Origin of the sequence: Catenuloplanes atrovinosus (genome assembly GCF_031458235.1) — a bacterium.
GTDB classification, from domain to species: Bacteria; Actinomycetota; Actinomycetes; order Mycobacteriales; family Micromonosporaceae; genus Catenuloplanes; species Catenuloplanes atrovinosus.
Map to the genome: position 1 here is coordinate 6,395,673 of NZ_JAVDYB010000001.1, position 25,603 is coordinate 6,421,275.

40 protein-coding genes and 1 tRNA gene are annotated in these 25,603 nt (G+C 71.7%); 37 read left to right on the forward strand and 4 right to left on the reverse strand.

Annotated elements, in window-relative coordinates:
- Nucleotides 1–14: 14 nt before the first annotated feature.
- A complete protein-coding gene (locus tag J2S41_RS28280) occupies nucleotides 15–2,669 on the forward strand; it encodes a putative bifunctional diguanylate cyclase/phosphodiesterase (protein ID WP_310372080.1) in 2,655 nt (884 codons plus the stop codon).
- 107 nt (nucleotides 2,670–2,776) lie between these two features.
- Here J2S41_RS28280 and J2S41_RS28285 read toward each other — a convergent pair whose 3' ends face one another.
- The 3 genes from J2S41_RS28285 to J2S41_RS28295 all read right to left on the reverse strand — a co-directional run bounded on the left by J2S41_RS28285 (nucleotide 2,777) and on the right by J2S41_RS28295 (nucleotide 5,859).
- The gene (locus J2S41_RS28285; RefSeq protein ID WP_310372083.1) at nucleotides 2,777–3,991 is read right to left on the reverse strand and encodes a DUF1996 domain-containing protein; all 1,215 of its coding nucleotides are present in this window, start codon (nucleotides 3,989–3,991) and stop codon (nucleotides 2,777–2,779) included.
- A 306-nt stretch (nucleotides 3,992–4,297) separates the two neighbouring features.
- Entirely contained in the window at nucleotides 4,298–5,443 is a 1,146-nt protein-coding gene (locus tag J2S41_RS28290; protein WP_310372085.1) for a tyrosine-type recombinase/integrase, read from the reverse strand.
- Nucleotides 5,443–5,859: a helix-turn-helix domain-containing protein gene (locus J2S41_RS28295; protein ID WP_310372087.1), complete on the reverse strand. Its 417-nt coding sequence runs from the start codon at nucleotides 5,857–5,859 to the stop codon at nucleotides 5,443–5,445. The genes J2S41_RS28290 and J2S41_RS28295 overlap by 1 nt, the downstream gene beginning before the upstream one ends.
- 250 nt (nucleotides 5,860–6,109) lie before the next feature.
- Between J2S41_RS28295 and J2S41_RS28300 the strand changes: the two genes are divergently transcribed.
- From J2S41_RS28300 to J2S41_RS28410, 23 genes are all read left to right on the forward strand, one after another.
- Nucleotides 6,110–6,382 carry a hypothetical protein gene (locus tag J2S41_RS28300; RefSeq protein WP_310372089.1) on the forward strand — a complete coding sequence of 91 codons (273 nt, stop codon included), beginning with the start codon at nucleotides 6,110–6,112 and terminating at the stop codon, nucleotides 6,380–6,382.
- Nucleotides 6,379–6,666 carry a helix-turn-helix domain-containing protein gene (locus J2S41_RS28305; RefSeq protein WP_310372091.1) on the forward strand — a complete coding sequence of 96 codons (288 nt, stop codon included), beginning with the start codon at nucleotides 6,379–6,381 and terminating at the stop codon, nucleotides 6,664–6,666. Before J2S41_RS28300 ends, J2S41_RS28305 begins: the two co-directional genes overlap by 4 nt.
- Before the next feature lie 72 nt (nucleotides 6,667–6,738).
- Nucleotides 6,739–7,125: a hypothetical protein gene (locus J2S41_RS28310; protein ID WP_310372092.1), complete on the forward strand. Its 387-nt coding sequence runs from the start codon at nucleotides 6,739–6,741 to the stop codon at nucleotides 7,123–7,125.
- The gene (locus J2S41_RS28315) at nucleotides 7,122–7,286 is read left to right on the forward strand and encodes a hypothetical protein (protein ID WP_310372094.1); all 165 of its coding nucleotides are present in this window, start codon (nucleotides 7,122–7,124) and stop codon (nucleotides 7,284–7,286) included. The genes J2S41_RS28310 and J2S41_RS28315 overlap by 4 nt, the downstream gene beginning before the upstream one ends.
- Nucleotides 7,283–8,035: a DUF2786 domain-containing protein gene (locus J2S41_RS28320; protein ID WP_310372095.1), complete on the forward strand. Its 753-nt coding sequence runs from the start codon at nucleotides 7,283–7,285 to the stop codon at nucleotides 8,033–8,035. Before J2S41_RS28315 ends, J2S41_RS28320 begins: the two co-directional genes overlap by 4 nt.
- Nucleotides 8,032–8,475, forward strand: a complete 444-nt coding sequence (locus J2S41_RS28325) for a hypothetical protein (RefSeq protein WP_310372096.1) — start codon at nucleotides 8,032–8,034, stop codon at nucleotides 8,473–8,475. Before J2S41_RS28320 ends, J2S41_RS28325 begins: the two co-directional genes overlap by 4 nt.
- Nucleotides 8,472–8,606 carry a hypothetical protein gene (locus J2S41_RS28330; RefSeq protein ID WP_310372098.1) on the forward strand — a complete coding sequence of 45 codons (135 nt, stop codon included), beginning with the start codon at nucleotides 8,472–8,474 and terminating at the stop codon, nucleotides 8,604–8,606. Before J2S41_RS28325 ends, J2S41_RS28330 begins: the two co-directional genes overlap by 4 nt.
- Nucleotides 8,603–8,857, forward strand: a complete 255-nt coding sequence (locus J2S41_RS28335) for a hypothetical protein (protein ID WP_310372100.1) — start codon at nucleotides 8,603–8,605, stop codon at nucleotides 8,855–8,857. Before J2S41_RS28330 ends, J2S41_RS28335 begins: the two co-directional genes overlap by 4 nt.
- A complete protein-coding gene (locus J2S41_RS28340) occupies nucleotides 8,851–9,237 on the forward strand; it encodes a hypothetical protein (protein WP_310372102.1) in 387 nt (128 codons plus the stop codon). Before J2S41_RS28335 ends, J2S41_RS28340 begins: the two co-directional genes overlap by 7 nt.
- The gene (locus J2S41_RS28345) at nucleotides 9,234–10,097 is read left to right on the forward strand and encodes a PD-(D/E)XK nuclease-like domain-containing protein (RefSeq protein WP_310372105.1); all 864 of its coding nucleotides are present in this window, start codon (nucleotides 9,234–9,236) and stop codon (nucleotides 10,095–10,097) included. The genes J2S41_RS28340 and J2S41_RS28345 overlap by 4 nt, the downstream gene beginning before the upstream one ends.
- The gene (locus J2S41_RS28350; protein WP_310372107.1) at nucleotides 10,094–10,945 is read left to right on the forward strand and encodes a hypothetical protein; all 852 of its coding nucleotides are present in this window, start codon (nucleotides 10,094–10,096) and stop codon (nucleotides 10,943–10,945) included. Before J2S41_RS28345 ends, J2S41_RS28350 begins: the two co-directional genes overlap by 4 nt.
- Nucleotides 10,938–11,105, forward strand: a complete 168-nt coding sequence (locus J2S41_RS28355) for a hypothetical protein (protein ID WP_310372109.1) — start codon at nucleotides 10,938–10,940, stop codon at nucleotides 11,103–11,105. Before J2S41_RS28350 ends, J2S41_RS28355 begins: the two co-directional genes overlap by 8 nt.
- Nucleotides 11,102–11,362 carry a hypothetical protein gene (locus J2S41_RS28360; protein WP_310372111.1) on the forward strand — a complete coding sequence of 87 codons (261 nt, stop codon included), beginning with the start codon at nucleotides 11,102–11,104 and terminating at the stop codon, nucleotides 11,360–11,362. The genes J2S41_RS28355 and J2S41_RS28360 overlap by 4 nt, the downstream gene beginning before the upstream one ends.
- Nucleotides 11,359–11,913 (forward strand): hypothetical protein, encoded by a 555-nt coding sequence (locus tag J2S41_RS28365; RefSeq protein ID WP_310372113.1) that lies wholly within the window; start codon nucleotides 11,359–11,361, stop codon nucleotides 11,911–11,913. Before J2S41_RS28360 ends, J2S41_RS28365 begins: the two co-directional genes overlap by 4 nt.
- Nucleotides 11,910–12,131 (forward strand): hypothetical protein, encoded by a 222-nt coding sequence (locus J2S41_RS28370; RefSeq protein WP_310372114.1) that lies wholly within the window; start codon nucleotides 11,910–11,912, stop codon nucleotides 12,129–12,131. Before J2S41_RS28365 ends, J2S41_RS28370 begins: the two co-directional genes overlap by 4 nt.
- Complete coding sequence (locus tag J2S41_RS28375) at nucleotides 12,121–12,732, forward strand: ANTAR domain-containing protein (RefSeq protein ID WP_310372115.1); 612 nt, start codon at nucleotides 12,121–12,123, stop codon at nucleotides 12,730–12,732. The genes J2S41_RS28370 and J2S41_RS28375 overlap by 11 nt, the downstream gene beginning before the upstream one ends.
- A complete protein-coding gene (locus J2S41_RS28380; RefSeq protein ID WP_310372117.1) occupies nucleotides 12,725–12,982 on the forward strand; it encodes a hypothetical protein in 258 nt (85 codons plus the stop codon). Before J2S41_RS28375 ends, J2S41_RS28380 begins: the two co-directional genes overlap by 8 nt.
- Nucleotides 12,979–13,980, forward strand: coding sequence for a hypothetical protein (locus tag J2S41_RS28385; protein WP_310372119.1), 1,002 nt, complete (start codon nucleotides 12,979–12,981; stop codon nucleotides 13,978–13,980). Before J2S41_RS28380 ends, J2S41_RS28385 begins: the two co-directional genes overlap by 4 nt.
- Before the next feature lie 101 nt (nucleotides 13,981–14,081).
- Nucleotides 14,082–14,420, forward strand: coding sequence for a hypothetical protein (locus tag J2S41_RS28390; protein WP_310372120.1), 339 nt, complete (start codon nucleotides 14,082–14,084; stop codon nucleotides 14,418–14,420).
- Between the two features lie 83 nt (nucleotides 14,421–14,503).
- Nucleotides 14,504–15,448 carry a hypothetical protein gene (locus J2S41_RS28395; RefSeq protein WP_310372122.1) on the forward strand — a complete coding sequence of 315 codons (945 nt, stop codon included), beginning with the start codon at nucleotides 14,504–14,506 and terminating at the stop codon, nucleotides 15,446–15,448.
- A complete protein-coding gene (locus J2S41_RS28400) occupies nucleotides 15,445–15,582 on the forward strand; it encodes a hypothetical protein (protein WP_310372124.1) in 138 nt (45 codons plus the stop codon). Before J2S41_RS28395 ends, J2S41_RS28400 begins: the two co-directional genes overlap by 4 nt.
- A gap of 70 nt (nucleotides 15,583–15,652) precedes the next feature.
- On the forward strand, nucleotides 15,653–15,970 hold the full coding sequence (locus J2S41_RS28405; RefSeq protein ID WP_310372125.1) for a hypothetical protein: 318 nt from the start codon (nucleotides 15,653–15,655) through the stop codon (nucleotides 15,968–15,970).
- A 25-nt stretch (nucleotides 15,971–15,995) separates the two neighbouring features.
- Nucleotides 15,996–16,646: a hypothetical protein gene (locus tag J2S41_RS28410; protein WP_310372127.1), complete on the forward strand. Its 651-nt coding sequence runs from the start codon at nucleotides 15,996–15,998 to the stop codon at nucleotides 16,644–16,646.
- 41 nt (nucleotides 16,647–16,687) lie between these two features.
- On the opposite strand, the gene J2S41_RS28415 is transcribed toward J2S41_RS28410, so the two are convergent.
- A complete protein-coding gene (locus J2S41_RS28415) occupies nucleotides 16,688–16,939 on the reverse strand; it encodes a hypothetical protein (protein ID WP_310372129.1) in 252 nt (83 codons plus the stop codon).
- 400 nt (nucleotides 16,940–17,339) lie between these two features.
- Between J2S41_RS28415 and J2S41_RS28420 the strand changes: the two genes are divergently transcribed.
- The 13 genes from J2S41_RS28420 (at nucleotide 17,340) to J2S41_RS28480 (ending at nucleotide 25,600) form a co-directional block, all read left to right on the forward strand.
- Nucleotides 17,340–17,570, forward strand: a complete 231-nt coding sequence (locus J2S41_RS28420; RefSeq protein ID WP_310372130.1) for a hypothetical protein — start codon at nucleotides 17,340–17,342, stop codon at nucleotides 17,568–17,570.
- 186 nt (nucleotides 17,571–17,756) lie between these two features.
- Nucleotides 17,757–17,830, forward strand: a tRNA-Met gene (locus tag J2S41_RS28425).
- A gap of 107 nt (nucleotides 17,831–17,937) precedes the next feature.
- Nucleotides 17,938–18,210 carry an HNH endonuclease gene (locus tag J2S41_RS28430; protein ID WP_310372132.1) on the forward strand — a complete coding sequence of 91 codons (273 nt, stop codon included), beginning with the start codon at nucleotides 17,938–17,940 and terminating at the stop codon, nucleotides 18,208–18,210.
- Between the two features lie 133 nt (nucleotides 18,211–18,343).
- Nucleotides 18,344–18,568, forward strand: a complete 225-nt coding sequence (locus J2S41_RS28435) for a hypothetical protein (RefSeq protein ID WP_310372134.1) — start codon at nucleotides 18,344–18,346, stop codon at nucleotides 18,566–18,568.
- Nucleotides 18,565–20,034 (forward strand): terminase large subunit domain-containing protein, encoded by a 1,470-nt coding sequence (locus J2S41_RS28440; RefSeq protein WP_310372136.1) that lies wholly within the window; start codon nucleotides 18,565–18,567, stop codon nucleotides 20,032–20,034. Before J2S41_RS28435 ends, J2S41_RS28440 begins: the two co-directional genes overlap by 4 nt.
- 10 nt (nucleotides 20,035–20,044) lie before the next feature.
- Nucleotides 20,045–20,281 carry a hypothetical protein gene (locus tag J2S41_RS28445; protein ID WP_310372137.1) on the forward strand — a complete coding sequence of 79 codons (237 nt, stop codon included), beginning with the start codon at nucleotides 20,045–20,047 and terminating at the stop codon, nucleotides 20,279–20,281.
- Between the two features lie 42 nt (nucleotides 20,282–20,323).
- Complete coding sequence (locus tag J2S41_RS28450; RefSeq protein ID WP_310372139.1) at nucleotides 20,324–21,559, forward strand: phage portal protein; 1,236 nt, start codon at nucleotides 20,324–20,326, stop codon at nucleotides 21,557–21,559.
- Nucleotides 21,552–22,346, forward strand: coding sequence for a head maturation protease, ClpP-related (locus J2S41_RS28455; protein WP_310372141.1), 795 nt, complete (start codon nucleotides 21,552–21,554; stop codon nucleotides 22,344–22,346). Before J2S41_RS28450 ends, J2S41_RS28455 begins: the two co-directional genes overlap by 8 nt.
- A 91-nt stretch (nucleotides 22,347–22,437) precedes the next feature.
- Nucleotides 22,438–23,688, forward strand: a complete 1,251-nt coding sequence (locus J2S41_RS28460) for a phage major capsid protein (RefSeq protein WP_310372142.1) — start codon at nucleotides 22,438–22,440, stop codon at nucleotides 23,686–23,688.
- A 38-nt stretch (nucleotides 23,689–23,726) separates the two neighbouring features.
- Nucleotides 23,727–24,131 (forward strand): hypothetical protein, encoded by a 405-nt coding sequence (locus J2S41_RS28465; RefSeq protein WP_310372143.1) that lies wholly within the window; start codon nucleotides 23,727–23,729, stop codon nucleotides 24,129–24,131.
- A gap of 72 nt (nucleotides 24,132–24,203) precedes the next feature.
- On the forward strand, nucleotides 24,204–24,755 hold the full coding sequence (locus J2S41_RS28470; RefSeq protein WP_310372145.1) for a head-tail connector protein: 552 nt from the start codon (nucleotides 24,204–24,206) through the stop codon (nucleotides 24,753–24,755).
- The gene (locus J2S41_RS28475; RefSeq protein WP_310372147.1) at nucleotides 24,755–25,234 is read left to right on the forward strand and encodes a hypothetical protein; all 480 of its coding nucleotides are present in this window, start codon (nucleotides 24,755–24,757) and stop codon (nucleotides 25,232–25,234) included. The genes J2S41_RS28470 and J2S41_RS28475 overlap by 1 nt, the downstream gene beginning before the upstream one ends.
- A gap of 39 nt (nucleotides 25,235–25,273) precedes the next feature.
- Entirely contained in the window at nucleotides 25,274–25,600 is a 327-nt protein-coding gene (locus J2S41_RS28480) for a hypothetical protein (RefSeq protein ID WP_310372149.1), read from the forward strand.
- Nucleotides 25,601–25,603: the final 3 nt, after the last annotated feature.

Here is a 25,603-nt window from a genome sequence, read left to right on the forward strand (position 1 = left end):
CCGAGGGGAGCCGCATGCCCGCCACCCAGCACCAGGTCGATCAGCTCCGCGCGGAGTTGGCCGCGGCCGTGGCCGCCACCAGCGATGCGTACCGGCAGAGCTCACGCCTGATCCGGGTGCTGACCGTGCTCGGCCAGCCGTCGTCGCCGGCCGAACTGGTCGACGAGACGCTGTCCGTGCTGTCCCAGCTGTACGCCGCCGACGTGACCGCGATGGCCCGCGCGAGCGGCGGCCAGTTGCGCCTGACCAGCGCCTGCGGCATCCCCGAGGGCGACCCCGCGTACGTCGAGGGATGGCCGCTGGCCGGCGGCGCGGCGGAGGCGCTGAGCCTGGGCCGGGTGGTGGCGCGTAACGGCGACGCCCTGGAGGAGGCCGACCTGCCGCCGTCGATGGCCGGCCTGGCCGCCGCGTCCGCGGTGTGGGTGCCGGTCGGCGAGGCGGGCGCCGGTGCCGAGCTGCTGGTCATGTACCGGATCAGCCCGGGCGGCTTCCCGGGCGTGGACCTGCCGGTGCTGGCCTCGGTGGCGGCCCGGCTCGGGCTGGCCGTGGCGGACCGCCGCCGCGGCGCCGCGGTGGAGAGCCTGGCCACCTTCGGGCACCGGCTGACCAGCCGGCTGGACCTGCCGTCGCTGTTCGAGGAGGCGGCCCGCCTGCTGCCGCCGCTGGTCGACGCGGACGCCGCCGGGGTGGTGCGGGTCGAGGGGGACCACGCGTACCTGAAGGCGGCGACCACGACCGAGGGCATGCCGGAGGCCGACCGGCCCATCCAGGTCTCCGATCTGCCCGGCTGGCACGCCGTGCGGGCCGGGGAGATGTTCGCCGGGCATCTGGACCACCCGCGCCACGGCGGTTCGCTGCTCGCCATCCCGATCATGCGAGACGACGCGCTGGTGCTGGTGGTCTACGCGCACCGGGGCGAGCACCGCCCGTTCCGCCGGGACGCCGTCGACTCCGCGGCGATCTTCGCCACCTACGTCGGCGCCGCGATGTCCAACGCCGAGCTCTACCTGGCGCTGCGCAGCAGTGAGAACAGCCTGCGCCTGATCACCGACTCGATCAGCGACCTGATCGCGGTGGTCGACTGCACCGGCCGGTTCGTGTACGCCTCGCCGTCGCACGGCCGCGCGCTCGGCATCGCGCCGGAGCGTCTGCTGCGGCGCGAGGTGACCGGCCTCGTGCACCCGGACGACCGGGCCATCGTGGCCGCCGCGCTGGCCGGGCCGCCGGACGCCGCCACGGTGGAGTACCGGCTGCGTACCGGCGACGAGTCCTGGGTGTGGGTGGAGAGCGCGCTGCGCCCGGTGCCGGAGGACGGCACGCTCGTACTCTCGTCCCGGGTGATCGACGAGCGGCGGCGGCTCGAGGACGAGCTGCGCCGGCGCGCCACCCACGACCCGCTGACGGAGCTGGCCAACCGGGCCCTCACCGCGGAGCGGCTGGAGGCGGCGCTGAGCCGCGGCGACGACGACGGCGTGGGCCTGCTCTTCTGTGACCTGGACAAGTTCAAGGAGGTGAACGACCGGCTCGGCCACGAGGCCGGCGACGACCTGCTGATCCAGGTCGCCGACCGGCTGCGCGCCTGTGTCCGCCCGGCCGACCTGCTCGCCCGCTTCGGCGGCGACGAGTTCGTGATCCTGCTGGACGGCATCGCCGGCCTGGACGAGGTCACCGAGATCGGCAAGCGGGTGGTCCGCGCGCTCGAGGCCCCGTTCTGGCTGCACGGCGAGTGGGTGGACATCTCGGTGAGCGTCGGCGGCGTGCTCGGCGCCCGGGGCGTCGCCCAGTCGAGCAACCTGCTGCGCGACGCGGACGCGGCCATGTACGCCGCCAAGAACGCCGGCCGCGGCCGGGTCGAGGTGTTCGACGAGGACGCCTCGAAGCACAGCCTCGGCCGGCTCGAACTGCGCTCCGACCTCTCCCAGGCGCTGGCCCGCAACGAGCTGACCATCCACTACCAGCCGATCGTGGAGCTGGACGGCGGCCAGGTGGTCGGCTTCGAGGCGCTCTGCCGCTGGACCCACCCGCGCCGCGGCCCGATCCCGCCGGACGAGTTCATCCCGCTGGCCGAGGAGACCGGCGCGATCGTCGGCATCGGCGAGTGGGTGCTGGGCGAGGCCTGCCGGCGCCTGGTCGAGTGGCAGCGGCTGCGCGGCAACGAGCACCTGCGGATCAGCGTGAACCTGTCGCCGGTCCAGCTCGCGCAGCCGGACGCCGCGGCCCGGACGCTCGACGTCATCACCGCGGCCGGCGCCGTCCCGTCGGACGTCTGGCTGGAGATCACCGAGCACAGCTCGATCCGCCAGGACGTCACCGGGTTCGTCACCGCGCTGCGCGCGGCCGGGGTGCACTTCGCGCTGGACGACTTCGGCATGGCCTACTCGAACCTCAGCCACCTCAAGCGCCTGCCGGTGGAGATCCTCAAGATCGACAAGTCGTTCGTGGCCGGCCTGCCGGCGAAGGACACCGACCGGGGCATCGTCCGTGCGGTGCTGGCGATCGCCGACTCGCTCGGGCTCACCGTGGTCGCGGAGGGCATCGAGTCGGCGGACCAGCGGGCCGAGTTGCTGGCGCTCAACTGCCGGCAGGGCCAGGGCTACCTGTTCTCCCGCCCGATCACCCCGGAGGCGGCCACCGCCCTGCTCCGTGCGGGCACGCTGATCCTGGCCTGAAGATCGGAATTCATCGACCCGCTTCCGGCGGGCCGGTGCCCGCATGCCCGGAGCGGGCGCCGGTCGTCGCCGGCGCTCCTCCCTGCCGGTTCCGTGGCCGCACGGGTCTACTTCAGGTAGCCGTGGTTGTCGCAGGTGCGGCGCTGCTCGACGCAGTTCTTCGTGCGCGTGTTCATCACGTCGACGTCCCACATCACGAACGCGTCGCCGTGCATGGAGGAGGCGCTGCGCACGTCCTTGTCCGAGGCCAGGTAGTAGCCGGCCGCGCTGCCCTGCACGCCGTACTGGATGTCGAACGTGATCGCCGGGATCTTCACCGGGTGGCTGGCCGGGCAGGCGTTGTTCCAGCCGTGCGCGACGTGGTCCTTGTGGTTCGGGCTGTCCAGGTGCTTGCCGTCCCAGCAGTCCGGGAACTGCAGGATGTAGTGCAGGTACGCCTGCTTCTCGCAGATCGGCCAGTTGCCGTTGGTGCTCCGCGCGATCCCGTCCGCGTCGTGCCCCGGCTCCCAGTACGCGCAGTAGAACTGCCCAGTCGCGCCGCGCGGCGTCGGCGTCTTCTTCTTCGCGTCCCCGGCGATCATGCGCAGCCCGTTCGGCATCGGCAGCTGGCCCGCCGAGTCGCTCATCAGCGATCGGTAGTAGACGCGGAACCCGGTCGGCTCGGCCGGCTTGTCCGTGGCGGCGTCGTAGAGCGTCGGCACCCAGTACGACGAGTGGTCCTGCCGCGGCTCGCACGTGGTCGCCGTGAACCGCACCAGGTCGTCCGCGCCGGTCCCCGCGTCCACGCCCTCGTTGCCGAAGAACGAGTGCATGTGCGATGCGCCCGGCAGCCCCGGCGCGACGATCGGGTCGTCCGGCAGCGAGTGGCTGTACTCGCAGTCGGCCCGGAACTCCGGCAGGTTGCCGACGCCGGCCGGCACCGGCTCGTACGACAGCGCCTTGTACGCGGCGACCTGCGCGTTCCACGCCGCCTGGTCCACCGCGATCCACCCGGTCTTCGGCACCACCGGCTCCGGCGCCGCCGCGCCCCGCTCCGGCCCCGCCGTGCCCGGTTTCGACGCGTCCGCGGACGGCGAGGCCGGCGCCGACGGCGAGGCGGACGGCGACGCACTCGGCGCGCCCGAGGCCGCGGCCACCGCGGACGGCGCCACCGCGACCACGTCCGCCCGATCCGGCCCGGCCGACGCCTCGGCCAGCGACACGGCCGCCACCGCGACCGCGATCACGACGACGGCCACGCTGGCGCCGGTGGCGACCAGATTCCGCTTGTTCCCGCCGAACCGGCCCAGCGACCCGGAACGCGACGGCATGGTGTCAGACACGAACACTCCCACCAGGAGGACATGACGAGCTGCCGGGGATCGTAGGCGGCTCCGGCCCGTACCGGTTAGGCCTTTAGACCCAGGCCGCTCCCGGCAGCGGACCCGTGAACGACGAAGGGCCCGGCCGCTTTCGCGGCCGGACCCTTCGGACTGCATTTCACACTGGGGTGACTGAGGGGATTTGAACCCGTACCTACCTCCTGCTGGTAGGGCCAACATGCAGCCTGAGCTGCTGGCTGCGCAGGGTAGATAGTCGTTGCTCCGGGTTGTTCCGGAGACGGTTCCCCTACCTCTCCCCTATGTCGATCATGCTGCGATGCCAACCTCATCGGCCACCTCAGCCTCCACCAGCTCCAGTTCCACCGCCGAGAGAGCTGCCGTGACGGCCGCCATGATGCCCTCGTCGACTACGGGGAGTAGATGCCCGTATAGGTCCGACGTGACCGCGATCGAGCTGTGCCCCAGGCGTCGCTGGATCGCTGTCAGCGGCACCCCGGCCGAGATCAGCAGTGCGGCATGCGTATGGCGGAGGTCATGAATGCGCAGTCCGTCGAGCCCAGCTACCGAGACCCACTTGATCCAGCCGCGCCGGAAGTTGCGGGTCCGGACCTCGCTGCCCCGCGGCGAGCGGAACACCAGTTCCCCCCGCGCGCGGGTCGCCACTGGCCCGGCCAGAACCTCCCCGACCGGGCGCTGCGGAAAGGTAACCGTCCGGCGGGAGCGCTCCGTCTTCGGTTCGGTGAAGACGATCGCGCCCGTCGACGACAGCTCATGCATCGCGCGCACCACCGTGAGCTTGCCGCCCAGGACGTCGATGTCCTGAGGTCGCAGCGCGATCGCCTCACCCCAACGCAGACCAGTCGACACCAGCAGCACCACCAGCGGGCGCCAGTGCTCCGGCACCGCTCCGAGCAGCCGCCCGATCTCCGGCTCGCTCAGAAACCGCATCTCGTGGTGGGGCGCCTGCGGCAGCCGGGTCTCCGAGCAGGGGTTCGAGCGCATCTTCCGCGCCACGACCGCGGCGCCAAGGATCGTGTGCAGCACGCCGTGGCAGTTCCTGACGCTCTTCGGCGCGAGCTTTCGTCGACCGGCAGCCGGGTCGCCCGCAAGCAGGTAGGCGATCCACCGCTGGATGGCCAGGTTGTCGACCTCGTCTAGGGCGAGGTGCCCGAGCACCTGCTGGACGTGCCGGCGAGCACGGCGCCCTTCAGATATCTGGGCAGTCGGCTTGAGACCGGCCTCGTAGGTCGGCCACCAGATATCGATCCACTCCCCCAACAGCAGCTTGCCGTCGCGGGGGTCGATGAACTCGCCGCGCATCTTGTCCGCCCTGAGAGCGGTCATGCGCGCCTTCGCGGCCGTCTTGGTCGGGTAGCCCGACTCCAGGGTGACCTTCTTGCCGTTTATCAGGTCGCGGATGCGCCAGGCCGGACCGTTCTTCTCGACCCACATCAGCCAGCCGCCGAGGATGGCGGACGCTGCTGGTCCAGGAGGTAGCGGAGATCGTCCAGTCGGCGTTCCCGGTCCCGCTGGCGCATCTCGTCGAGGCGCTGGATCATACGGCGCTTCATGTCGTCGTCGACCGGCGCGGAGAGAATCAGCTCCAGTTCCTCGTCCCGCTCACCCTCGGGCTCCAGCATGTTGCCGGCCGCGCGGATGGCGACGCTCGGGTGGTCACCGAGCGCCTCCGCGATGCGACGCACGTTGTCGACGGCGACGCTGCCGCCAGCGCCGTTGATCCACCTGAAGATGGTCGACCGGTGCACGCCAGCCTCTCGTGCCAGGCGTGCGGCGCTCCAGCCCGGTCGCTTGGTGGCGTTCCGGATGTACTCCGCCCAGCTCGTCTTGCCGTCTGCACCGTCGCTCACATGCACACGGTATGCGTCGTGCCACCAGGCAGGATAGCTCGCTGGACGTCGCATCTCTGCGACGTCGGACGGACGCGACCTGCGCCGTCGAGCGCGGAGCGCCTGAGCGGTGATGGTCGATAGGTAGCGTTGCATGAGCGCAACAGTAGGCAACTTCGGTTGATCCCTGCACTCATACTTTCGGTCAGATCCGACGCTTGAACGCGACGGTTGTTGCGTCTTATGAATGCGACGGTCTAGCGTGATCGTCGTGATACAGACGCAAACATGCGACACAGAGTCGCACGAATCCGACGTACCTCCGTCGGTCCGGTTGCGCGTCGAGGTCTTTGACGCACTGATGGCCGGCAGGGGGCACCGCACTGTGGCGGCCCAGGCCGACGCGCTCGGCGTCAACCGTTCCACGCTCTTCCGGCTCCGTGCCGGTGAGACCGTTCCCAACCTCGACCTGGCCATGACTATGGCTGCCGTTGCGGGCACGAAGGTCGAGGCGCTGTTCGAGCGGGCGGAGTCCTCGCGATGACCGGCCGCCTGCTGAACATCGCCGAGCTGGCCGAGCACCTTGGCGTGCCCCGTAGCTGGGTTCGCGACAAGGTGACCGAGCACGCCCTCCCCCACCGTCGAGTGGGTCGGCACGTGCGGTTCGCGCCGGAGGACGTCGCGGCCATTGAGACCTCGTTCTTCCAGCCCGCGCTCACTGGGCCGCTGGCGGTCACGCCGTTGCGCACCCACCCGCCGTCGGGCCCGTCGAACCCGCCGCCGCCGCCTGGGCCGCGCGTGCCTACGCGCCGCCGGACAGCCGCTTAACCCCCGGAAATGCCACAGGCGCCCCGCACAGCCGTCCAGAGCATCGGGGCGCCCAGACCAAGGGAGTATCCCATGACCCAGCCCGTCCCCACCACGGCGCTCATGCCGCTGGCCGACCGGTACCGCGTCCCGTCCGTGCCCTTCGATGCCCCCGACGTCGACCAGCGCCCGGCGGTCATCGCCGGGCTGCGGGCGCTCGCGCAGATGCTGGAGGACCACCCGGCCCTTCCGACGCCGTACATCATCACCGCGCAGGGCGGCGACTTCCGCGACCCGGCGGACGACGCCGAGTGGGCGGCTCAGCGCGGCATTGTCACCGCCGCCGCCGAGACGCTCGGCGTGCCCCTGCACCGCGACAGCAAGTACCGGGCGGACGTCACCGTCAACCTTGCGCACAGCGTCCAGTACACGGTCCTGGTGAGCCGCCCGGAGCCCGAGGCGACCGGCGGCGCGGCATGACCCGGCCAATCCGAACCATCCTCGCGGCCGCGCTCCGCGCGCTGGCCGACCGCCTGGACGCGGTGAACCGGTCCGCGGTCGATCGCGACCTCCGCGAGCCGGTCGGCGGCCGGCTGCCGGACGGCGTGGTCGGCTACGCGCTCGGAGGGCACGCCCGATGAGCGCCGACTCGATGCTCGGGAAGGTGCGGGCGCTGCTCACGAAGGCCGAGGACCGGGCCGCGACCCCGGCGGAGGCTGAGGCGTACACCGCGAAGGCGGCCGAGCTGATCGCCCGGTACGGCCTGGAGGAGGCGATCGCGCATGCCGCCGCGTCCGAGCCCGTGCGGTTCGAGGTGGCTGACCGGATCATCACGGTCCCCGCCCCCTACGCACGGATCAAGGCCGGCCTGCTGCACGCGGTCGCCCGGTCCGCGGACGCCGTGCGCGCCGTGACGATAACCGGCAAGGTGGCCAACGGGGGCGTGCGCGTCCACCTCTTCGGCACCACCGCCGACCTCGACCGGGTCGAGCTGCTGTTCACCAGCCTGTTGGTCCAGGCCGGCCAGCAGGTCGCCGCCGCCTGGGCGGACGCGAAGTGGTCGACCGACGAGGGCGTGCGGTCGTGGAAGGGCGACTGGCTGGAAGGCTTCACCCGGGCCATCGCGCAACGCCTCAAGATCGTTCGATTGCGGGCCAAGGAGGACGCGGGAGTCACCGAGGGCAGCGGCGCGGAGCTGGTGCTGCTCAACAAGGACGCGCTGGTCAAGCAGTCCGTGGACGCGACCTACCCGAGGTTGCGGGCTATTCCCGGCCGCAGGATCACCACGCGCGGCTTCGACGGCGGCTATGCCGCCGGGCAGCGCGCCAACCTCGGCGGAACCGAGGTCTCCCGCGCGACCGGCCGCGCGCTGTCGGGCGGTGCCCGATGAGCCTCGCCAACGCCTTGCGCCGCGGTGCGCGTGACCGCCAGGAGCGGGCCGCGATCGGCTTGCTGCTGGCCATCCCCGGTGCGGTCGCCGGGATGCGGGTTCGCGAGCACATCGTGGAGATCACCGCGGCCAGCACGGACGAGCCCGACGGGATCTCCGTTGTGGTCTGGTCCCGGCTCTACATGGAGATCATTGACGGCGGCGTCCGCCTGTCGCCGGCGCATCGGCAGATGCTACTCGTCGCGTGCGCGCTGGGTGACGCGTGCCGGGTCAACCTTCGGGACGCGGTGATCGGGCTGGACGCGGCCGAGGTCCGGCCGCTGCTGACCGCGATCGCCGCGGCGTGCGGGATCGAGCGCACGAAGGCGGCCGCCATCGGCGACGCCGCGTACGCGGCCGCGATCGTGACCGCGGTCGAGTCCGAGCAGGTCGTGCCGTGATCCAGGTGCCCGTGATGCCGTGCTGCGGCGAGCTGCCGGACGCGTGCGAGTGCGCGGAGGTCTGGGCCGAGGTGTGGGCCGCGCCGGTCATCGACCGGCGCGGCCCCTCCGGGGCGGAGGTGCTCCGGTGACCGCGGGCGGCGCGCTCGGGCTGGTCGTCGGCGCGCTCGTCATCGCCGCGCTGCTCGTCTCCGCGCTGGTGATGGCTGGCGGCGCCTGGCTGTTCGAGCGGCGCCGGGCCCGGGTGCTGCGGGCGGCGCTGGACGCCGCCCGGGTGGAGCTGGCCCGGCCGGTCGCTGACCGCGAGGCGGCGCGGCTGCTCGCCGTTCTGGAGTTCCCGCGCGATGAGGTCGCGCAGAGGGAGGAGCGTCCGCCGTGCTGATCGCGATCTCGATGGTGTCGTTCGGCGCGCTGGCCGCGATCGGCGGCGGTGCCCTCGTCCTCGTCATCCAGGCGAGGTTGGCGCTCCGCGCGGCCGCGGCCGAGGACGCGCAGCGGACCGGTCGGCACCGCGTGCCCGACCCGGACCCGGCGCCCGAGCTGGAACCGGTGCCTGCGGAGCAGGCGTGGGCCGACCTCGGCCGCGACCTTCCGGCGGAGGAACGCGCTCGGGATGCGCTGCGCACGCCGACGGACGAGCGGGTCCGGATCGGCGGTCCGGTGCTGAGCACTGCGGACACGACGACGCTCCCGCGGGTCGGCGCTCAGGCGCAGCCGGTCGTCGGGGAGCCGGTACTCGAGTACCGCGAGGGCCCGGCGTGAAGGCTTTCGTGCAGCCGCAGCTCGGCGTCTTCCCGCTCACGGCCGAGGAGTATCACGCCGACCCGGTGCCGGGTGGCTCGCTCTCCTCGTCCGGCGCGCGGCGCCTGCTGCCGCCGTCCTGCCCGGCGCTGTTCGACCACGAGCGCCGGGCCGGGCGGTTGCCCAAGCGAACGTGGGACTTCGGACACGCGGCGCATCAGCGGGTGCTGGGCGCGGGCCCGGACATCGTGGCGGTGCCCGCGGACAACTGGCGGACCAAGGCGGCGCAGGAGGCCGCCAAGGACGCGCGCGCCGCGGGCAAGGTGCCGGTGCTGGAAAGCGAGGCGGCCGTCATCGAGGAGATGGCGGCGGCCCTGCGCGCGCACCCGATTGCGTCCGTGTTGTTCCGGCCGGGCGGCGGTACGCCGGAGCAGGCGCTGATCTGGCAGGACCGGCAGACCGGCGTCTGGCTTCGGGCGCTGGTCGACTGGCTGCCCGACCCGGGCCCTGGCCGGCTGATCGTGGCGGACTACAAGACCACGCGGTCCGCGGCGCCGGCGGACCTGGCCAAGGTGGTCTACGACTACGGCTACCACCAGCAGGCCGCCTGGTACCTCGACGGCGTCCGCGCGCTCGGTCTGGCCGGTGAGCTGCCACCCGCGTTCGTCTTCGTCGCGCAGGAGAAGACGCCCCCGTACCTGGTCACGGTCTTCGAGCCGGACCTAATGGCCCTGCGCATCGGCGCGTACCTCAACCGCCAGGCCATCGACCTCTACGCCCAGTGCGTCGCGACCGGCCGGTGGCCGGGCTACAGCGACGACGTCGAGTTGATCTCCCTCCCACCGTGGGTGGAGTCCCGATACGCCGAGGAGCTTTCGTGACCACGTCGCACGTCACGGTCAACCTGCCCGCGCAGCAGCGGGTCAGCCAGGCCACCGCGATCGAGCAGTCCCGGGCCGCCGCGGAGGTGCAGGCCGCGGTCGTCGTCGCCCAGCAGTGCCCCCGCAGCGTGCAGGCCGCGCTCGCGCAGATGGCGGAGTCCTGCAAGCAGCAGGCCCTCGCCGAGCGCGCGTTCTACCGCTACGGCCGCGGCGGGTCCACGGTCTCCGGGCCGACGATCCACCTCGCCCGCGAGCTGGCCCGCTGCTGGGGCAACGTCCAGTACGGCATCGCCGAGCTCTCCCGCGACGACGCGGCCGGCATGAGCGAGATGCAGGCCTTCGCCTGGGACCTGCAAACCAACACCCGCAGCGCCCAGGTCTTCATCGTCCCGCACATGCGCGACAAGAAGGGCGGCGCCGAGCGCCTGACCGACCTGCGCGACATCTACGAGAACAACGCGAACATGGGCGCCCGCCGACTCCGGGAGGCGATCTTCGCGATCCTGCCGCCCTGGTTCACCGAGCAGGCCAAGGACCTGTGCTCGCAGACCCTCGCCCACGGCGGCGGCAAGCCCCTCGCCCAGCGCATCGCCGAAGCGGTCAAGGGCTTCGAGGGCATCGGCGTCGTCGCCGACCAACTGGAGCAGAAGCTCGGCCGGACCCGCGACCGGTGGACCGAACACGACGTCGCGCAACTCGGCGTCGTCTACAAGTCCATCCAGCGCGGCGAGGTCACCGTCGCCGACGAGTTCCCACCGGCGCGCGTCACCGCCGCCGAGATCACCGCCGGACCCGCGCCGGTCACCACCGACTGGCCCGAGGTCGCCCCGGCAGGTGGCGATGAGTAACACCGACACCCCGGCCGCCGAACTGGTCGAGCTGGACATGCAGCGGCCCGGCCGCGACCGCGTGCTGCTCGACGAGCGCACCGGCGACGTCGTCTACCTCTCCGCGGACTGGTGGACGCTCGTCGACCAGCTCGCCGCCGAGGGCGGTGAGCCGGCGTGAGCCTCGCCTACATCCGCCGCCGGTACGCCGTCCCGGCCCGGCGCGGCGCCCGAGTGCTCGTCGACGGGCAGCCCGGACGGATCACCCGCTCCGAGGGCGCCCGGCTCTACGTCCGCCTGGACGGCCGCAAGACCAGCGTGGTCACGCACCCGACCTGGCGCGTGGAGTACCTCGGCCAGTCCCCGGCCGCGCGCCGGGCCGACCAGCTCGCCCACCGCGAGATCGAGACCGTCACGGTCGCCGGAGGTGCGTTGTGAGCAAGATCGACGTCGCCACGACCCGGCTCAGCCGCCGCTGCGGTGCCATCGCGCCCGCCACCGACCGGGACGCGCTGCGCGCGCTGGAACAGCTCGGCCCCTCGGTGTACGAGCCGACGCCGGAGAAGAAGCGCGACGCGGCCGCCGTGCTCGACCGGATCGCGGTCCGGCGCGGCGAGACCGCCGAGGCGCTGGCTGAGGTGCTCGACGCCCTCGGCGTGCGCTCCGGTGCCGCCGACGCGCTGGCCGTCCGCCAGGCGCGGGCAACGGCCGTCGCTGCGGCGCCACAGCCGGAGGCGGCCTGGCCGATCGCGCACTGCCGGACGTGCTCCGCCGAGATCATCTGGACCGTCACCGCCCGGCAGGGCAAGCCCATGCCGGTCGACGCGGGGCCGGTGCCGGACGGCAACGTGCGGCTCACCGCTCGGCCCGGACAGCGGCCCCTCGCGGAGCTGCTGCCCGTCGACGAGCGCTCCGGTGTCTCCGGGCTGCGCAAGTCGCACTTCGCGACCTGCGGCCAGGCCGGCACCTGGCGGAGGCGGTCGCCGTGACCGTCAAGACCAAGCCGTCCGCGCCGCTGCACCCGTTCGCGGCGGACCCGGAACTGCGCGCCGATCACGCCGGCCGCGGCACGTGCGGCAAGTGCGGCAAGCCTGGCCGGCCCGGCGACGCCCAGCACCCCGAGCCGCGCGATCTGCCCCCGGCACCGGACGCCCAGCGCGTCATGGATGCCCGCTACGACCCCCAGGAGGCAGGCGATGACGCCTGAGCCCACCACCAGCCGCGCGAAGGACACGCTCATGCGGCGCTTCGCGATCAGCGAAGCGGCTGCACACCGACTCATCCAGCGTCTCGCCATGGATCTGCGCCTGGACGCCGCGAAGGCCGGCGAGATCCTGCGGCTCGGCGTCGCGGCGTGGTCCGAGGACCCGGTGCACGTCATCGAGTTCCGCGAGACCACCTGGACGCTCAAGCACCCGGTCGCCTGCCGGCCGAACCTCTTCGAGTGCCCGCTCAACCCGCTGGCCGAGGCCATGGTCGACGCCGACGGCTGGCCCCTCGCGCTCGGCCGGTACGAGTGCGACATCAACGACCTCGGCGACCGGCTCCTCATCGGCGACCGGATCGAGGAGGACACCAAGCGGCAGCCGATTCCCCTAGCCAACCACCCGTACATCAGGTGCGAGTGCGACTACTTCGAGCACCAGAACGAGACCACCGACAACGGCCTCCCGCTGTGCGACTGCGGGCACCTCGCCGAGCAGCACGAGGACGACCAGCACGCCTGCCGGATGCAGGACGGCGACCCGGTCGACGTCGAGTACCACCCGCTCGTCACCGCCGCGCTCCAGGGGGGCACCGATGACTGATCTCCACACCCTCAACCCTGACCAGGCCGACGCAGCACCGGTCCGGAGCTGGCTCGTCGACGTGCTGGCCGCGTCTCGCGTGGACGGATGCGCCGACTGCGGCCCGGCCAGCATCTGCCCCGGGCACGCGGCCGATGCGGTGCTGGACGCAACCCGCCGCGAGGAACTCTTCGTGATGCCGAAGGCCTTCGCCGACCAGATGATCGAGCGGGCCCGCGAGCAGGGCCGGGCGGAGGTGCTCGGCCGATGAAGATCAAGTACGAGGACTGGCAGCCCGGCACTGATGCCCGCCTGGACATCCGCCGCGCCGACGCGGTGTGCCGACAGTACGCCGCCGACGGCTATGACCTGACCCTGCGGCAGCTCTACTACCAGTTCGTCGCCCGCGGCTGGATCTCGAACACGGACAAGAGCTACAAGCGGCTCGGCAACATCATCAACCGAGCGCGCATGGCTGGACTCCTGGACTGGGACTACATCGTCGACCGGACCCGGAACCTCCGCGGCACCTCGCACTGGACACAGCCGGGTGCAGTCATCGACTCGGCCGCGTGGTCGTACCGGCTGGACAAGTGGGCCGACCAGCCGCGCCGGGTCGAGGTTTGGGTAGAGAAAGAGGCCCTCGCCGGCGTCGTGGAGCGCGTCGCCGGCGAGCACGACGTCGACTGGTTCTCCTGCCGCGGCTACGTCTCCCAGAGCGAGCAGTGGGGCGCGGCCCGCCGATTCCTGCGCTACCTCAAGGGCGGACAGGCCATCACAGTGCTGCACCTGGGCGACCACGACCCCAGCGGCATCGACATGACCCGCGACATCCGCGAACGCATCGAGGCGTTCGTCACCCAGGACTGGCTCGACGAGCACCGCGCCTGGTTCGACGGCGAGTCGGTCAAGGCGAGCGAGATCCTCGCGCACATGCGCGACCGGATCGGCGACGTGCAGCCCATCGAGGTCCGCCGCATCGCGCTGAACTTCGACCAGGTCCAGCAGTACGACCCGCCGCCGAACCCGGCCAAGCTCACCGACTCCAGGGCCAGTACCTACGTGCGAGAACACGGCTATGAATCCTGGGAACTCGACGCGCTACCGCCCGACGTGCTCGCCCAACTCATCCGGGACAACATCGGCACGATCCGCGACGAGGACGCCTACGACGCCATCGCCGACCGCGAGGCCCGCGAGCGCGCGCTGCTGCGCGCCGCGGCTGGCCGCTGGGACGACCTGGTCGCGTTCCTGGACGGCGCCGCATGACGCGCCGCCTGCCTCTCGCGCTCGGGGCGGCTGCTGGACGCGCTGATCCTCGCCGCCGCGCTGCTGGCCTACCCGCTGCTCGCCCTCATCCGGAGGCCCCGATGACCACCGAACACCTCACCGGCCCGTGGCGGGCGATCCTGGCCGACGCCGACGGATTCGTCTACCCCGACTTCGCCACCGCGCTCCTCGAACTCGGCGCGGAGTCCGAGGAGGAGATGCAGATCCGGGTCGCCCGCGGTACCGCGCTGCCGAACGACCGCGGAGGCAAGACCGGCACGCTCCTGCGGCTGCCCGGCAGCTACACCGTCGGCGATCAGGCCTACGAGATCGAGGCGTACCTCGTCGACGAGGACGACCCGTCCATCGGCGCCGAGGCCCGATACGCCCAGGCGCTCGCAATGGCGGACGGGCTGAACGCTGCGGCCGCCCGTTCCTGACCCTTCTCCGGCCCGGCCCCACTTCCCCGGGGCCGGGCCGCTGCGCAACTTCCCCATGATCGACACACATAGATGGAGGTGCCATGGTCGGCCAGCCCGACATCGGCGTCTCAGTCGGCGCGTGGAACAGCCTCGTGCGCCGCGCGCGGATCGGCCGCGAGCGCAAGGCCGCGGCCCTGGTCGTCAGTTCCTACGCCGACAGCGACGGCACCCACATCCACTGCGGCGTCGCCCGGCTCGCCGTCGACCTGGAGATCGGCTACAGCACCGCGCGCCGCTACCTTGCCTGGCTGCGCGACGTCGGCCTCATCCAGCTCGTCCGCGCCGGCACCCGCACGGGCCGCTCCGATGAGTACCGGCTGACCCTCGGCCCGGACGTCTTGGAGCACATGGAGGTGCTCACGCCGAGCGAGTACGACGCCGCTCGCGACGCGATCCGGGACGCGAACCGTTCCGGCCAAAAGGCCCGGCGCGAACGCGTTCAGCGCTCAGTCAGGGAGAGCGCTGAAACCACCGATGAGCGCTCACCCACTGCGAGCGCAGATGAGGCCGATGAGCGCTCGGTCAAGGCGAGCGCAGATGAGGTGGCACACGAGAGCCCTCAGCGCTCACCCAGTGAGAGCGCTGAAAACCTCGATCAGCGCTCATTTGGGACGCAATCAGCGCTCACCCAGGATGAGCCCCCACCTTCCATACACACCTCCCCGAAAGAACACACCTCCCCGAAAACCTCTGTGGCTGATCTTGATCTAGAACTCGCGTCTCCCGCGCGCGAGGAAGATGAAGATCCGGCGGATTCCGCTGAGGTGGCGTGGCCGCCGCTGCGCGCCATCCCGGGCGAGCGGCAGAACGCCGGATCGGTCGAGCGCGGCATCTTCCCGGTCGCTGTACCCGATCCCGAGCCGCGCCGTGCGCCATCGACCGCCGGGCTCGGCTTCTGCCTCGACTGCTACGCGGCCGGACAGGTCGTTCTGGCCATCGCGGACGACGCCTGCCGGACGCACCTCGTCGCCCGGAACAGCGCATGACCCGGCGACTCACCGGCCGCGAGCACGCCGCTCAGGCCTCCGCCCGGGCCGCCGTCGAGCGCGCCCGTGCCCGGGCCGGGCTCGCACCCGCCGACCGGCCGTCCGTGCCGCTGCTGGCGGTGGCACGTGGCTGATCGCGACGCAGGGCGCGCTGAGAGCGCCGCTGAGGGCTCGAAGAGTGGATCTCCGGGTTCGGAGCCACGCGTGGGCTGTGCGACGGCTCAGCGAGGCGCTCAGGCGATCGCCGAACGCATTCCGTACGACGCCCTCTGGCCGGACGCCCGTGACGCGCTGATCGCGTGGCTGGAGCAGCACCACGTCGACCCGCGCCACACGCCCGTCGACGCGGCGATCGCGCTGGACGAGAACACCGGCGAGTGGCGCATCGAACAGCACGCCACGCGCGACGAGCGCCTCGTCGTCGACCCGGCGACCGGCGACGTCCCGCGGATCGTGATCCGGCGCCTCAGCCGCGCCCCGCTGCCGTGGCCGGAGTACCAGCCGACCGAACTCGCCGCCTGACCCACCGAACAGGAGCACCACGCCCGTGACCCACCCGCACCGACTGCACGCCACCGCCGCCGTCTGGTCACTTCGCGCGGCCTGGCCCCACCTCGCCCACGCTGCCAACGCCGAGCGCCGCGAACTCGTCCAGGACGACGCCGGCACGCTCCGCGCCCAGGTGTACGGCACCATCGGCGGCGGCAAGACCCACCACTCCAACGGCATCCTCAACGCGCTGCTCATCGCGGAGCGGCGCGGCGGCCACGACCGCTACCAGCGGCTCGCCGACAGCACGCGCGAGACGATGGCATGGCTCGCCGGCCGCATCCTCGACGACCGGTACCGGCCGGGCGATCCGGTGCTGACCCGGCTGCTCGATGAGATCCCGCGTATCCCGGCGGCGGCCGCGGCGGAGGTTGCGAAGTGGGCGGCGGAGGCGGACGCCGCGGTGCGCTCCGCACTTGACTTCGGGACCGACCACGAGCCGCTTGTCGGCGTGCCCTGCCCGGCGTGCGGGAGCCGGCGGCTGGCGGTCCGCATGTCGGCGCCAGCCGACCGGCCCGTGGTGTGCGCGGCCGGCTGCGCGTGCGCGGGGGTTGGCTGCGGGTGCGGGATGCCGGAGCGCGTGGAGGGCGTGGGGCATATCTGGCTGTCGGCGATCCTTACCGCCAAAAGAGCGGGGAGCCCTACGTGACCGGTGCGGGGGCCGGTGTACGCGGGCCCCCGCCGCAGGCCTTACCTCCGGGCCCTCGCCCTCAACCGCGTCTTCCGCTGCGGCGCCGCCGCCGTAACGAGCGCCGCGCCGAGCGCGTAGTAGCCGGTGACGCAGGCAGCGGTGATCGCACCGGCCGCAAGGATGGCCTGGCCCAGCACCGGCGGGTTCCACAGGCCCAGGGCGAGTATGCACCCGGTCATTGCGCCAGCCAGGACTAGAGCCTTGGCCTGCACAGGGGCGTCGATCAGCGCTACTCTTGCGATGACGTTCATCGCTCCTGCCTTTCGGGATTGATGGTTCATTGCGATCTCCTTGAGTTGATGCCTTGGGGTTGGTCAGGTGAATCAGGTGGACGTTTTAGCCCGGGGTCGGAGAGTGGGTCTCCGCCCTGGGCCTCTCTTTACGATACCGCCTGAAATCCTCATCCAGACTATCGCCAACGGGGGCCTGACCTGGTCTTCCTTTATAACAGAGAGCGAAGTCAATCGATTGGGTATCGGCTTCCATGCGACGCGAGAATCCGATTCTTCGACACCACTGCTTACGCATTCCCAGGTCACGCGATCGAAGGCTGCGGAGGATCACGTCGGCTGGCACCCCGGCCCATGCGTCGCTGGAAGCCGCAGCGGCCGAGCATGCAAGTAAGGGTGATGTTCGTCACGGGATGCGTGCATGATTCTGCTGAAGGGTGAGGAGTGGGGAACGGCTGCGGAGGTTGCGAACCGCTTGGGGGACGACGTCACCGTCGCCATGATCCGAAACTGGAGCCGGCGAGACGGGCTCAGCAGCGCCACCGTGACCGGCGCGAACGGACGTCCGGCGGTGCACTACCCGCTTCGGATCGCCGCCGAGATCGAGCGTGCCAAGCGGCAGGGCGGACGCGGACGACGCCGCGCCGCTTGACGGCATCCGTCCTGCGCAGCATGATTTGATCACGTCAGGTGTTGGCAGACCCTGCCCGAAAACAGGCCCACCAGCAGCCCGGAGCGCTCAGCGCCCGGGCTGCTGCCGTTCCGGTCGGGTACGCGAGCCCGGGGGCGGGACGGAACGGATGGGAGCGGCCAGGCACCCCCAGGGCCTGGCCGCCGGTGCGGAGTAGCGCAGAGGTAGCGCGCCGGGCTCATAACCCGTGAGGTCGCAGGTTCGATTCCTGCCCTCCGCCACGAACAGGACCTCCGAGGGCGACAACTCGGTGGGCACGGTGGAAGGCCGGGCGGCGGTATACCGGGGCGTCGTCCGGCCTGTGCCTCGACATCACGAGGGAGGCGCGGTGGGCAAGCCCGGCCCGCGAGGATCACGCTACCGACGCGCGCGCAACGCCGTGCTCGCGCAGAGCACGATCTGCCACCTGTGCGGTCACGCCGACGCAGACCAGGTTGATCATGTGCGGCCTCGCAGCCTCAATCCGGAGCTGGACGACGCGGACCACACCAATCTCGCGCCAGCACATGGTGTCAACGGCTGTCCGACGTGCGGCGAGAAGTGCAACCAGGCGAAGGGCAACCGCACGGTGAGCAAGCCGGTTCGGTCGCGGAACTGGTGACATCTCACGCTCCGTATTCACATTGCGGGGGGCGGGTCAGAAGTTCAGGGGGATGTGGCCAGCAGGTCCGCCGCCAGTCTCCAAATCTCCCTCCGACCGAGTTTCGGCCCGATCACACAGGGCGGTGATGACTGTGAGTGACCGCCGGAAGCGGCTGGTTTGGCTGCGCGACCGCCTCGACACCGAATTGGAGAGCGCCGAGGGCCGCGACGTCGCCGCGCTGTCCCGCGAGCTGCGCGCCGTCCTCGTCGAGATCGACTCGATCCCGGACGCGGCCAGCAACGCGCCGGCCGACGAGATCGCGAAGCGCCGGGAGGAGCGTCGGCGCGCTGCCGCGCAGAGGGCCGCGTCCGAATGACCGTCATCGACCTCGCCGCGGCCGAGCGCCCGCGGGTGCTGCACGTGCCCCGGTTTAGCACCTCCGCCGGCGAAGAGGCGATCGACCTCGCCGCCCAGGCCGGGCTCTTCCTCGACCCGTGGCAGGCCTTCGTGCTTCGCAACGCGCTCGGCGAGCGCGCGGACGGCCGTTGGGCCGCGTTCCAGGTCGGCCTGATCGTCGCCCGGCAGCAGGGCAAGGGGTCCGTGCTGGAGGCGCGCGAGCTGGCCGGTCTCGTGTTGTTCGGCGAAGAGCTGATCGTGCACACCGCGCACCAGCTCAAGACGTCCATGAAGCACTTCCGGCGCCTGGAGCGCCTGTTCGACGGGTCCGACGATCTGCGGAAGCGGATCAAGAAGATCACCCGGTCGAACGGCAAAGAGGGCATGGAGATGGCTAACGGCGCCATCCTGGAATGCATCGCGCGATCGAAGGACTCCGGCCGCGGCTACACCGGCGACTTGGTAGTCCTCGACGAGGCGTACGCGCTCACCGAAGAACAGATGGACGCCACCATGCCGGTGATGCTCGCGGTCGACAACGCGCAGGTCTGGTACACCAGCTCGCCGCCATTGGACGCGGTGTCCGGTCAGGTCCTGATGGGCATCCGCGACCGCGCCGAGGCCGGCACCGCCGACCGGCTCGCCTGGTTCGACTACGGCCTGCCGGGCAGCCTCGACCAGCTGGAGACCGTCGACCTCGACGACCGAGCGGCCTGGTACGCCGCGCTGCCGTCGCTGCGGTCCGGACGCATCCGCGAGGAGAACGTCCAGGTCATGCGGGACAGCCTGACCGACAAGGGCTTCGCCCGGGAGATCCTCGGCATGTGGCCACCCGGACTCGCGGGCGGCTTCCAGATCATCTCTGAGGCGAACTGGACCGCGGCGCTCGACCCGGGCTCGGTCATCGAGGGCCCGGTCGCGCTCGCCGCCGCCGTGTCGGTGGACCGTCAGCGCGCCTCGATCGCGGCCTGCGGCGCCCGCGCGGACGGCCGGCTGCACGTCGAGCTGACCTCGACACCGCTGCGGGTCGACAACCGGGCCGGGACCGGCTGGGTCGTGCCGCGGCTGGCCGACCTGGTCTGCAACAACGACGTCGTGTCCGTCGTCATGGACGAGTACGGACCGACCGGATCGCTGATCCCCGCGGCCGAAGAAGCCGGGATCGAGGTGACCCGGATCGGCACCGCCGCCGCGGCCCGCGCCTACGGCATGTTCTACGACGGCATCGCCGGCGTCGACCCGGCCTCCCGGGTCCTCAACCACATCGGCCAGCCGGAGCTGACGGCGGCGATCGCCGGCGCGAAGAACCGTCGTCTCGGCGACGGATACGCGTGGGACCGGCGGTCCCCCGACGTCGACATCACGCCGGTCGTCGCGGCCACCAACGCGCTGCTCGGCTGGGCGACCAGACCTCAGGTCGACGACCAGCCCTTCAACATCTGGTGAGGAGCACTCCGTGCTGAACGACGCCGCCGAGCTGGTCGGGTACGGCCTGCTGCTCGGCTTCCTCTGGTTCGTGTGGCCGCCCTTGGTGCTGCTCGGCGCCGGGCTGCTGCTCGTGCTGTGGGCGAACACCCGCCCGGCCGGGAGCGGCCGGTTCGGCACGGCCGTCGGTGCCGCCCTCGCCGCGGGCCGTGCGGCCTACCAGGCGACGAAGTCCGACAAGCCGACGGAACTGCGGTCGGTCGCGTAGCCGATCCAGCTCACGACCTACCGCTGCGAGAGGAGGTGCCCGATGCCGCTGTTCCGCAACGCCCTCCGTGGGATCCGCGCGGCCAGTATCGAGTCCCCGGCGCTGCCGCTCACGTCGCAGACGCTCGTGGAGTGGCTGGGCGGCGCCCCGACCGCGTCTGGGGTGGCGGTCACCGAGCGCTCGTCGCTGGGCATGCCGGCCGTGTGGCGGGCCGTGAACCTGATCGCGGGCACCTCCGCCTCGCTCCCGCTGCACGCCTACCGGCAGGGCGACGGCGTCCGGATGCGCGTCGCGGCCAGCTCGCAGGCCGCGCGCCTGCTCGACACCCCGCACCCGGACCTGACGTCGTTCGAGCTGTGGGAGATCGTCTACGCGCACATCGCCCTGTGGGGCAACGCGTACCTGCGCGTGCTGCGTAACCAGCTCGGCCAGATCACCGAGCTGTGGCCGATCCACCCGGGACGGGTACGTGTCGGCCGCGAGACCGAGACCGCGACCAAGGTGTTCAGCGTGGACGGCGGCGAGGAAGAGCTGACCGAGCGCCAGATCTTGCACATCCCCGGGTTCGGGTATGACGGCGTGTGCGGCGTCTCGCCGATCCGGCTGGCCCGCCAGGGCATCGGCTTGGCGGTCGCGGCCGAGGAGTTCGGCGCCCGACTGTTCGGCTCCGGCTCGCTGGCCACCGGCATCCTGCAGACCGAGCAGCGCCTGGAGCCGAAGCAGGCCGACGCGCTCAAGGCACGGTGGAAGGCCAAGGCGTCCGGCCTGGCCAACAGCCACGAGGCGATCGTCCTCGACGCCGGCGCGAAGTTCCAACAGCTATCGATTCCACCCGAGGACGCGCAGTTCATCGAGTCCCGGAAGTTCCAGATCGACGAGATCGCGCGCATGTTCGGCGTGCCCCCGCACATGCTGATGCAGACCGACAAGTCGACTAGCTGGGGCACCGGGATCGAGCAGCAGTCCATCGGGTTCGTGGTTTACACGCTGCGCCCGTGGCTGACCCGCGTCGAGCAGCGTGTCTCGCGACTGCTCAACCCCCATGCCGTGTACGCGCGCTACTCCGTCGAGGGCCTGCTGCGTGGCGACTCCGCCCAGCGATCCGCGTTCTACCGCGAGATGTGGGGCATCGGCGCCTTCTCCACCAACGACGTGCGCCGGCTGGAGGACGAGCCGCCGGTCGAGGGTGGCGACGTGCGCTACCGGCCGCTCAACATGGGCGTCCTCGGCCAGGACGACGCGCCCACCATCGCCGAGGAGGCACCCGTCGATGCCTAAGCAGTACCGGTTCCGCGGCTCCATCGAGCCCACCGCCGCGGTCAAGCGCCCGGTCCGCGCCGAGGTGGTCACCTCCACCGAGGGCGCCGTGGGCAAGATGCACCTCGACGACGTCATCGACTCGTGGGGCGGGTTCTGGGGCGTCTCCGCCAAGGAGGTCAACGCCGCGCTCGCCGAACTCGGCGACGTCGACGAGATCCACCTGCACATCAACTCCCCGGGCGGCGAGGTCTACGAGGGCGTCGCCATCCTCAACGCGCTCCGCCGGCACCCGGCCACGGTCACCGCGATCGTCGACGGCCTCGCCGCGTCCGCCGCGAGCTTCATCGCCGTCGGCGCCGACCGGACGATCATGGGCCGCAACACTGAGCTGATGATCCACGACGCGTGGGGCATCGAGATCGGCCCGGCCGCGGACATGCACGCCATGGGCGACCGGCTCGACAAGCTCTCCGACAACATCGCCTCGATGTACGCGGAGAAGGCCGGCGGCGACCTGGCCGCCTGGCGCGCGCTGATGCTCGCCGAGACCTGGTACTCCGCCGAGGAAGCGGTCGCCGCAGGCCTCGCCGACGAGATCGAAGGCACCGACACCGCCGACAACGAAATCGTGGCGGCCGCGTTCGACCTCTCGGTGTTCAAGCGCACCGGCCGGGCCGCAGCCCCGGCGCCCGCCCCAGCGGCCCCCACGCGAACCGATCCGGCCGCCGACGCGAGCGACTACGCGCGCCGGCACGCCCAGCACCGGCACCAGCTCGCCGCCGGTCGCCACCGGCTCCCCGCCTGACGCACTCCCAGCGTAAGCACCACCACTTCAGCAGCCGCTGCCCGACGTGGGCCGGCGGCTCTTCCGCATGCCCACGGAGAGGAACACGAGCATGCCGACACTTCAGGACCTCCGCGAGCAGCGGGCGAACATCTGGTCCCAGATGACCGAGATCATGGACCGGACCGGCAACGCGCCGTCCGGCGAGGACGCCGCCGCGTACGACCGCGCCGAGAAGGAACTCGACCAGATCGGCGCCCAGATCGAGCGCGGCGAGCGCCACGAGGCGCAGGCCCGCAGCCTCAACCGCGTCGACCGCACAGGCGTCGTGCCCGCCGGCGGCGACGAGTCCGAGGACGGCGAGGGCGACGTCGAGCGGTACACCAACGTGTTCCGCGCCTTCCTCCGCGACGGCCTGGACGAAATGCCGCGCGAGGACCGGCAGTTCATGCGCTCCCGGTTCGTCGCCAACCCCAAGAACGCCGCCGGAGTCGGCACCGGCTCGGCCGGCGGCTACGCGGTCCCGCCAGCGTTCCGGGACATCTTCATCGAGACGATGAAGATGTACGGCCCGATGCTCAACGAGGCCGAGATCATCGAAACGGCGACCGGCGCGAACCTGCCCTGGCCGACCAACGACGACACCGGCAACGTCGGCGCGCTGCTGGCCGAGAACACCCAGGTGACCGAGCAGGACGTCACCCTCGGCACCGCCAGCCTCGACGCGTACATGTACACGTCCAAGCTCGTTCGCGTCAGCCTTCAGCTACTTCAGGACCGGCCCGACTTCGACACGTGGCTCGCCCGCAAGCTCGGCGAGCGCATCGGCCGGATCCTCAACGCCCACTTCACGACCGGCACCGGCACCTCTCAGCCGGACGGCATCGTCACCTCCGCCACCGTGGGCGTGACCGGCACCGGCAGCTTCGCCACCACGGGCGGCATCGCCGGCGACAACCTCATCGACCTCGTCGAGGCGCTCGACCCGGCCTACGGCGCGTCGAACAACCTGAAGTTCATGGGCAACCAGTCCGTCCGCAAGGCGGTCCGGAAGCTCAAGGACGGCCAGGGCCGGTACATGTGGGAGATCAGCCTCCAGAACGGCGTCCCCGACTCGCTGCTGGGCTACCCGTTCCTCGTCAACAACGACATGGCCGCGCTCGCCGCGTCCTCGAAGTCGCTGCTGTTCGGCGACATCCGCGAGGCGTACGTCGCCCGGATCGTCCGCGAGCTGACCACCATGCGGCTCGCCGAGCGGTACGCCGACTACCTGCAGGTCGGTTTCCTGGCGTTCGAGCGCGCCGACGGCACCATGCAGAACGCCAACGCCGTCCGGGTCTTCCAGACCACCGCCACCGCCTGAGCCAGCCCGACCGGCTCCGTCTGAGAAAGGACGGCACGATGCCCGAGACCCCGAGCAAGTCCACGACCGCGGCGAAGACGACCACAGCCCCAGCCGCTGCCGGAAACACCGCCGTACCGGCGCACGGCGACCGTGACCGCGTCGCGATGCTGTCGCTGCGCGCCGACGGCACCCCCGACCAGCACCGGCCGGAGATCATCGGCGATCGGGAGTTCGCGCTCGCCGCGACCCGCGAGCAGTTCACCCAGCAGGCGGTCTCCGCCGTCGACCAGCGCGAGCGCGCCGCAACCGACCCGGTCGCCGAGACTGTCGAGCAGGACCCGGCCATCGCGAAGCTGCAGGAGGCGCACCAGGCCGCCGCCACCGCGGCCGAGGCCGCCGCGCAGGCCACCGTCGACGCGCTCCTCGTCGGCGGCGACGCGCCGAGCAAGACCAGCAAGTAGCAGCGGCGGGCCGGCGCATCCGTTCGCCGGCCCCGCCGCGCACATCCGCATCGAGACCACGAAGGAGTGCGGGTGGCCGCCGTAACCCTCGACGCCGTCAAACGGCACCTCAACATCACCGGCGACGCGGCCGACGCCGAGCTGCCCACGTTCATCGCGACCGCGCAGGCGATGGTCGAGGAACTGGTCGGCCCGATCTCGCCGGTCGAGATCGTCGGCGAGCGCCACACCAGCGGCACCTGCCAGGTATGGCTGCACCGCACCCCGGTGCTGACGGTCGTCTCGGTCGCCGAGCGCACCGGCGGCACCTCGACGCCGCTCGACCCGGCCGCCTACTTCCTCGACCCGGACGACGGCTCCCTCACGCGCGAGGGCTACGCCGGCGCGCGGTTCGGCGGGTCGCTGCTGCTGGTCACGTACGAGGCGGGCCGCGACCCGGTCCCGCCGGGCCTGCAGTGGGCGATCATGGAGCTGACCGCGCACCTGTGGCGCTCCACCCAGGCGCAGCGCGGCGGCCGGGCCCGGACCGACACGCTCGACGCCACCACCGGCGCCGCGTTCGGCATGCCGAACCGCGTCAGGGACGCGCTCACCCCCTGGCTGCTGCCTGCGGCGGTGGCCTGATGCCTGCCGCGTTCACCACCGTCCCGGACGTGCTGCTCGCCCTGGTCCAGCTCGGCCAGACCGTCCTGCCGGCCGTGCACGTCTACGACGGCGCGCCCGAGTCCGAGACCGACGAGGACGAGTTCCTCTCGGTCGGCTTCTCCCGCGACGAGGACGACGCGTCCGTCGACGGTGAGTCCGTGGACGCCGGGAACCGCACCTCGGCGGAGACGTACGCGGTGCACTGCATCTTGTCCGTCGCGACCGGCGACAGCGGGCCCGCGGCGGTCGCTGACCGGCGCGCCCGGTGCGCGCAACTGTTCGGCGCCTACGCCTCCGCGATCCGCGCCGATCCGTCGCTCGGCGGTGTGCTCGTCGCCGGCGCCCGCGCGGACGTCGCGTCGTTCGCCTGGATCTACGGGCCGACGCAGACCGCCGGCACCTACGCCGAGGTGGAGTTCGACATCGCCGTGCAGGCGTCTTACCTCGGCATGCCGTAGCCCCGGCGCCCGGCGGCGCCGTTCCTCGAGGAGCCGTCCGTGGCGTCCAGGTTCGACGTGCGAGACACCAGGTCGATCACCCGCTACTACCGCCGCGAGCTGCTGCGCGAGATGCGCCGGGAGGCCCGGCGGGTGCGCAAGGCCGTGGTCGCCGCGGCACCGAAACGCACCGGCACCCTCCGCCGCAAGATCAAGATCCGCGCCGGTTGGGACGCGCATGGACCGTTCGCCCGGATCACGACCACGGCCCGGCGAGACACGACCTCGGCCCGCACCGGCCGCCGCACCCGCTTCCGGTACGGACTCGCGATCCAGCAAAAGGACCACTACCTGCAACGCGGCTTGCAACGCACGCCGCGGCGATGACAC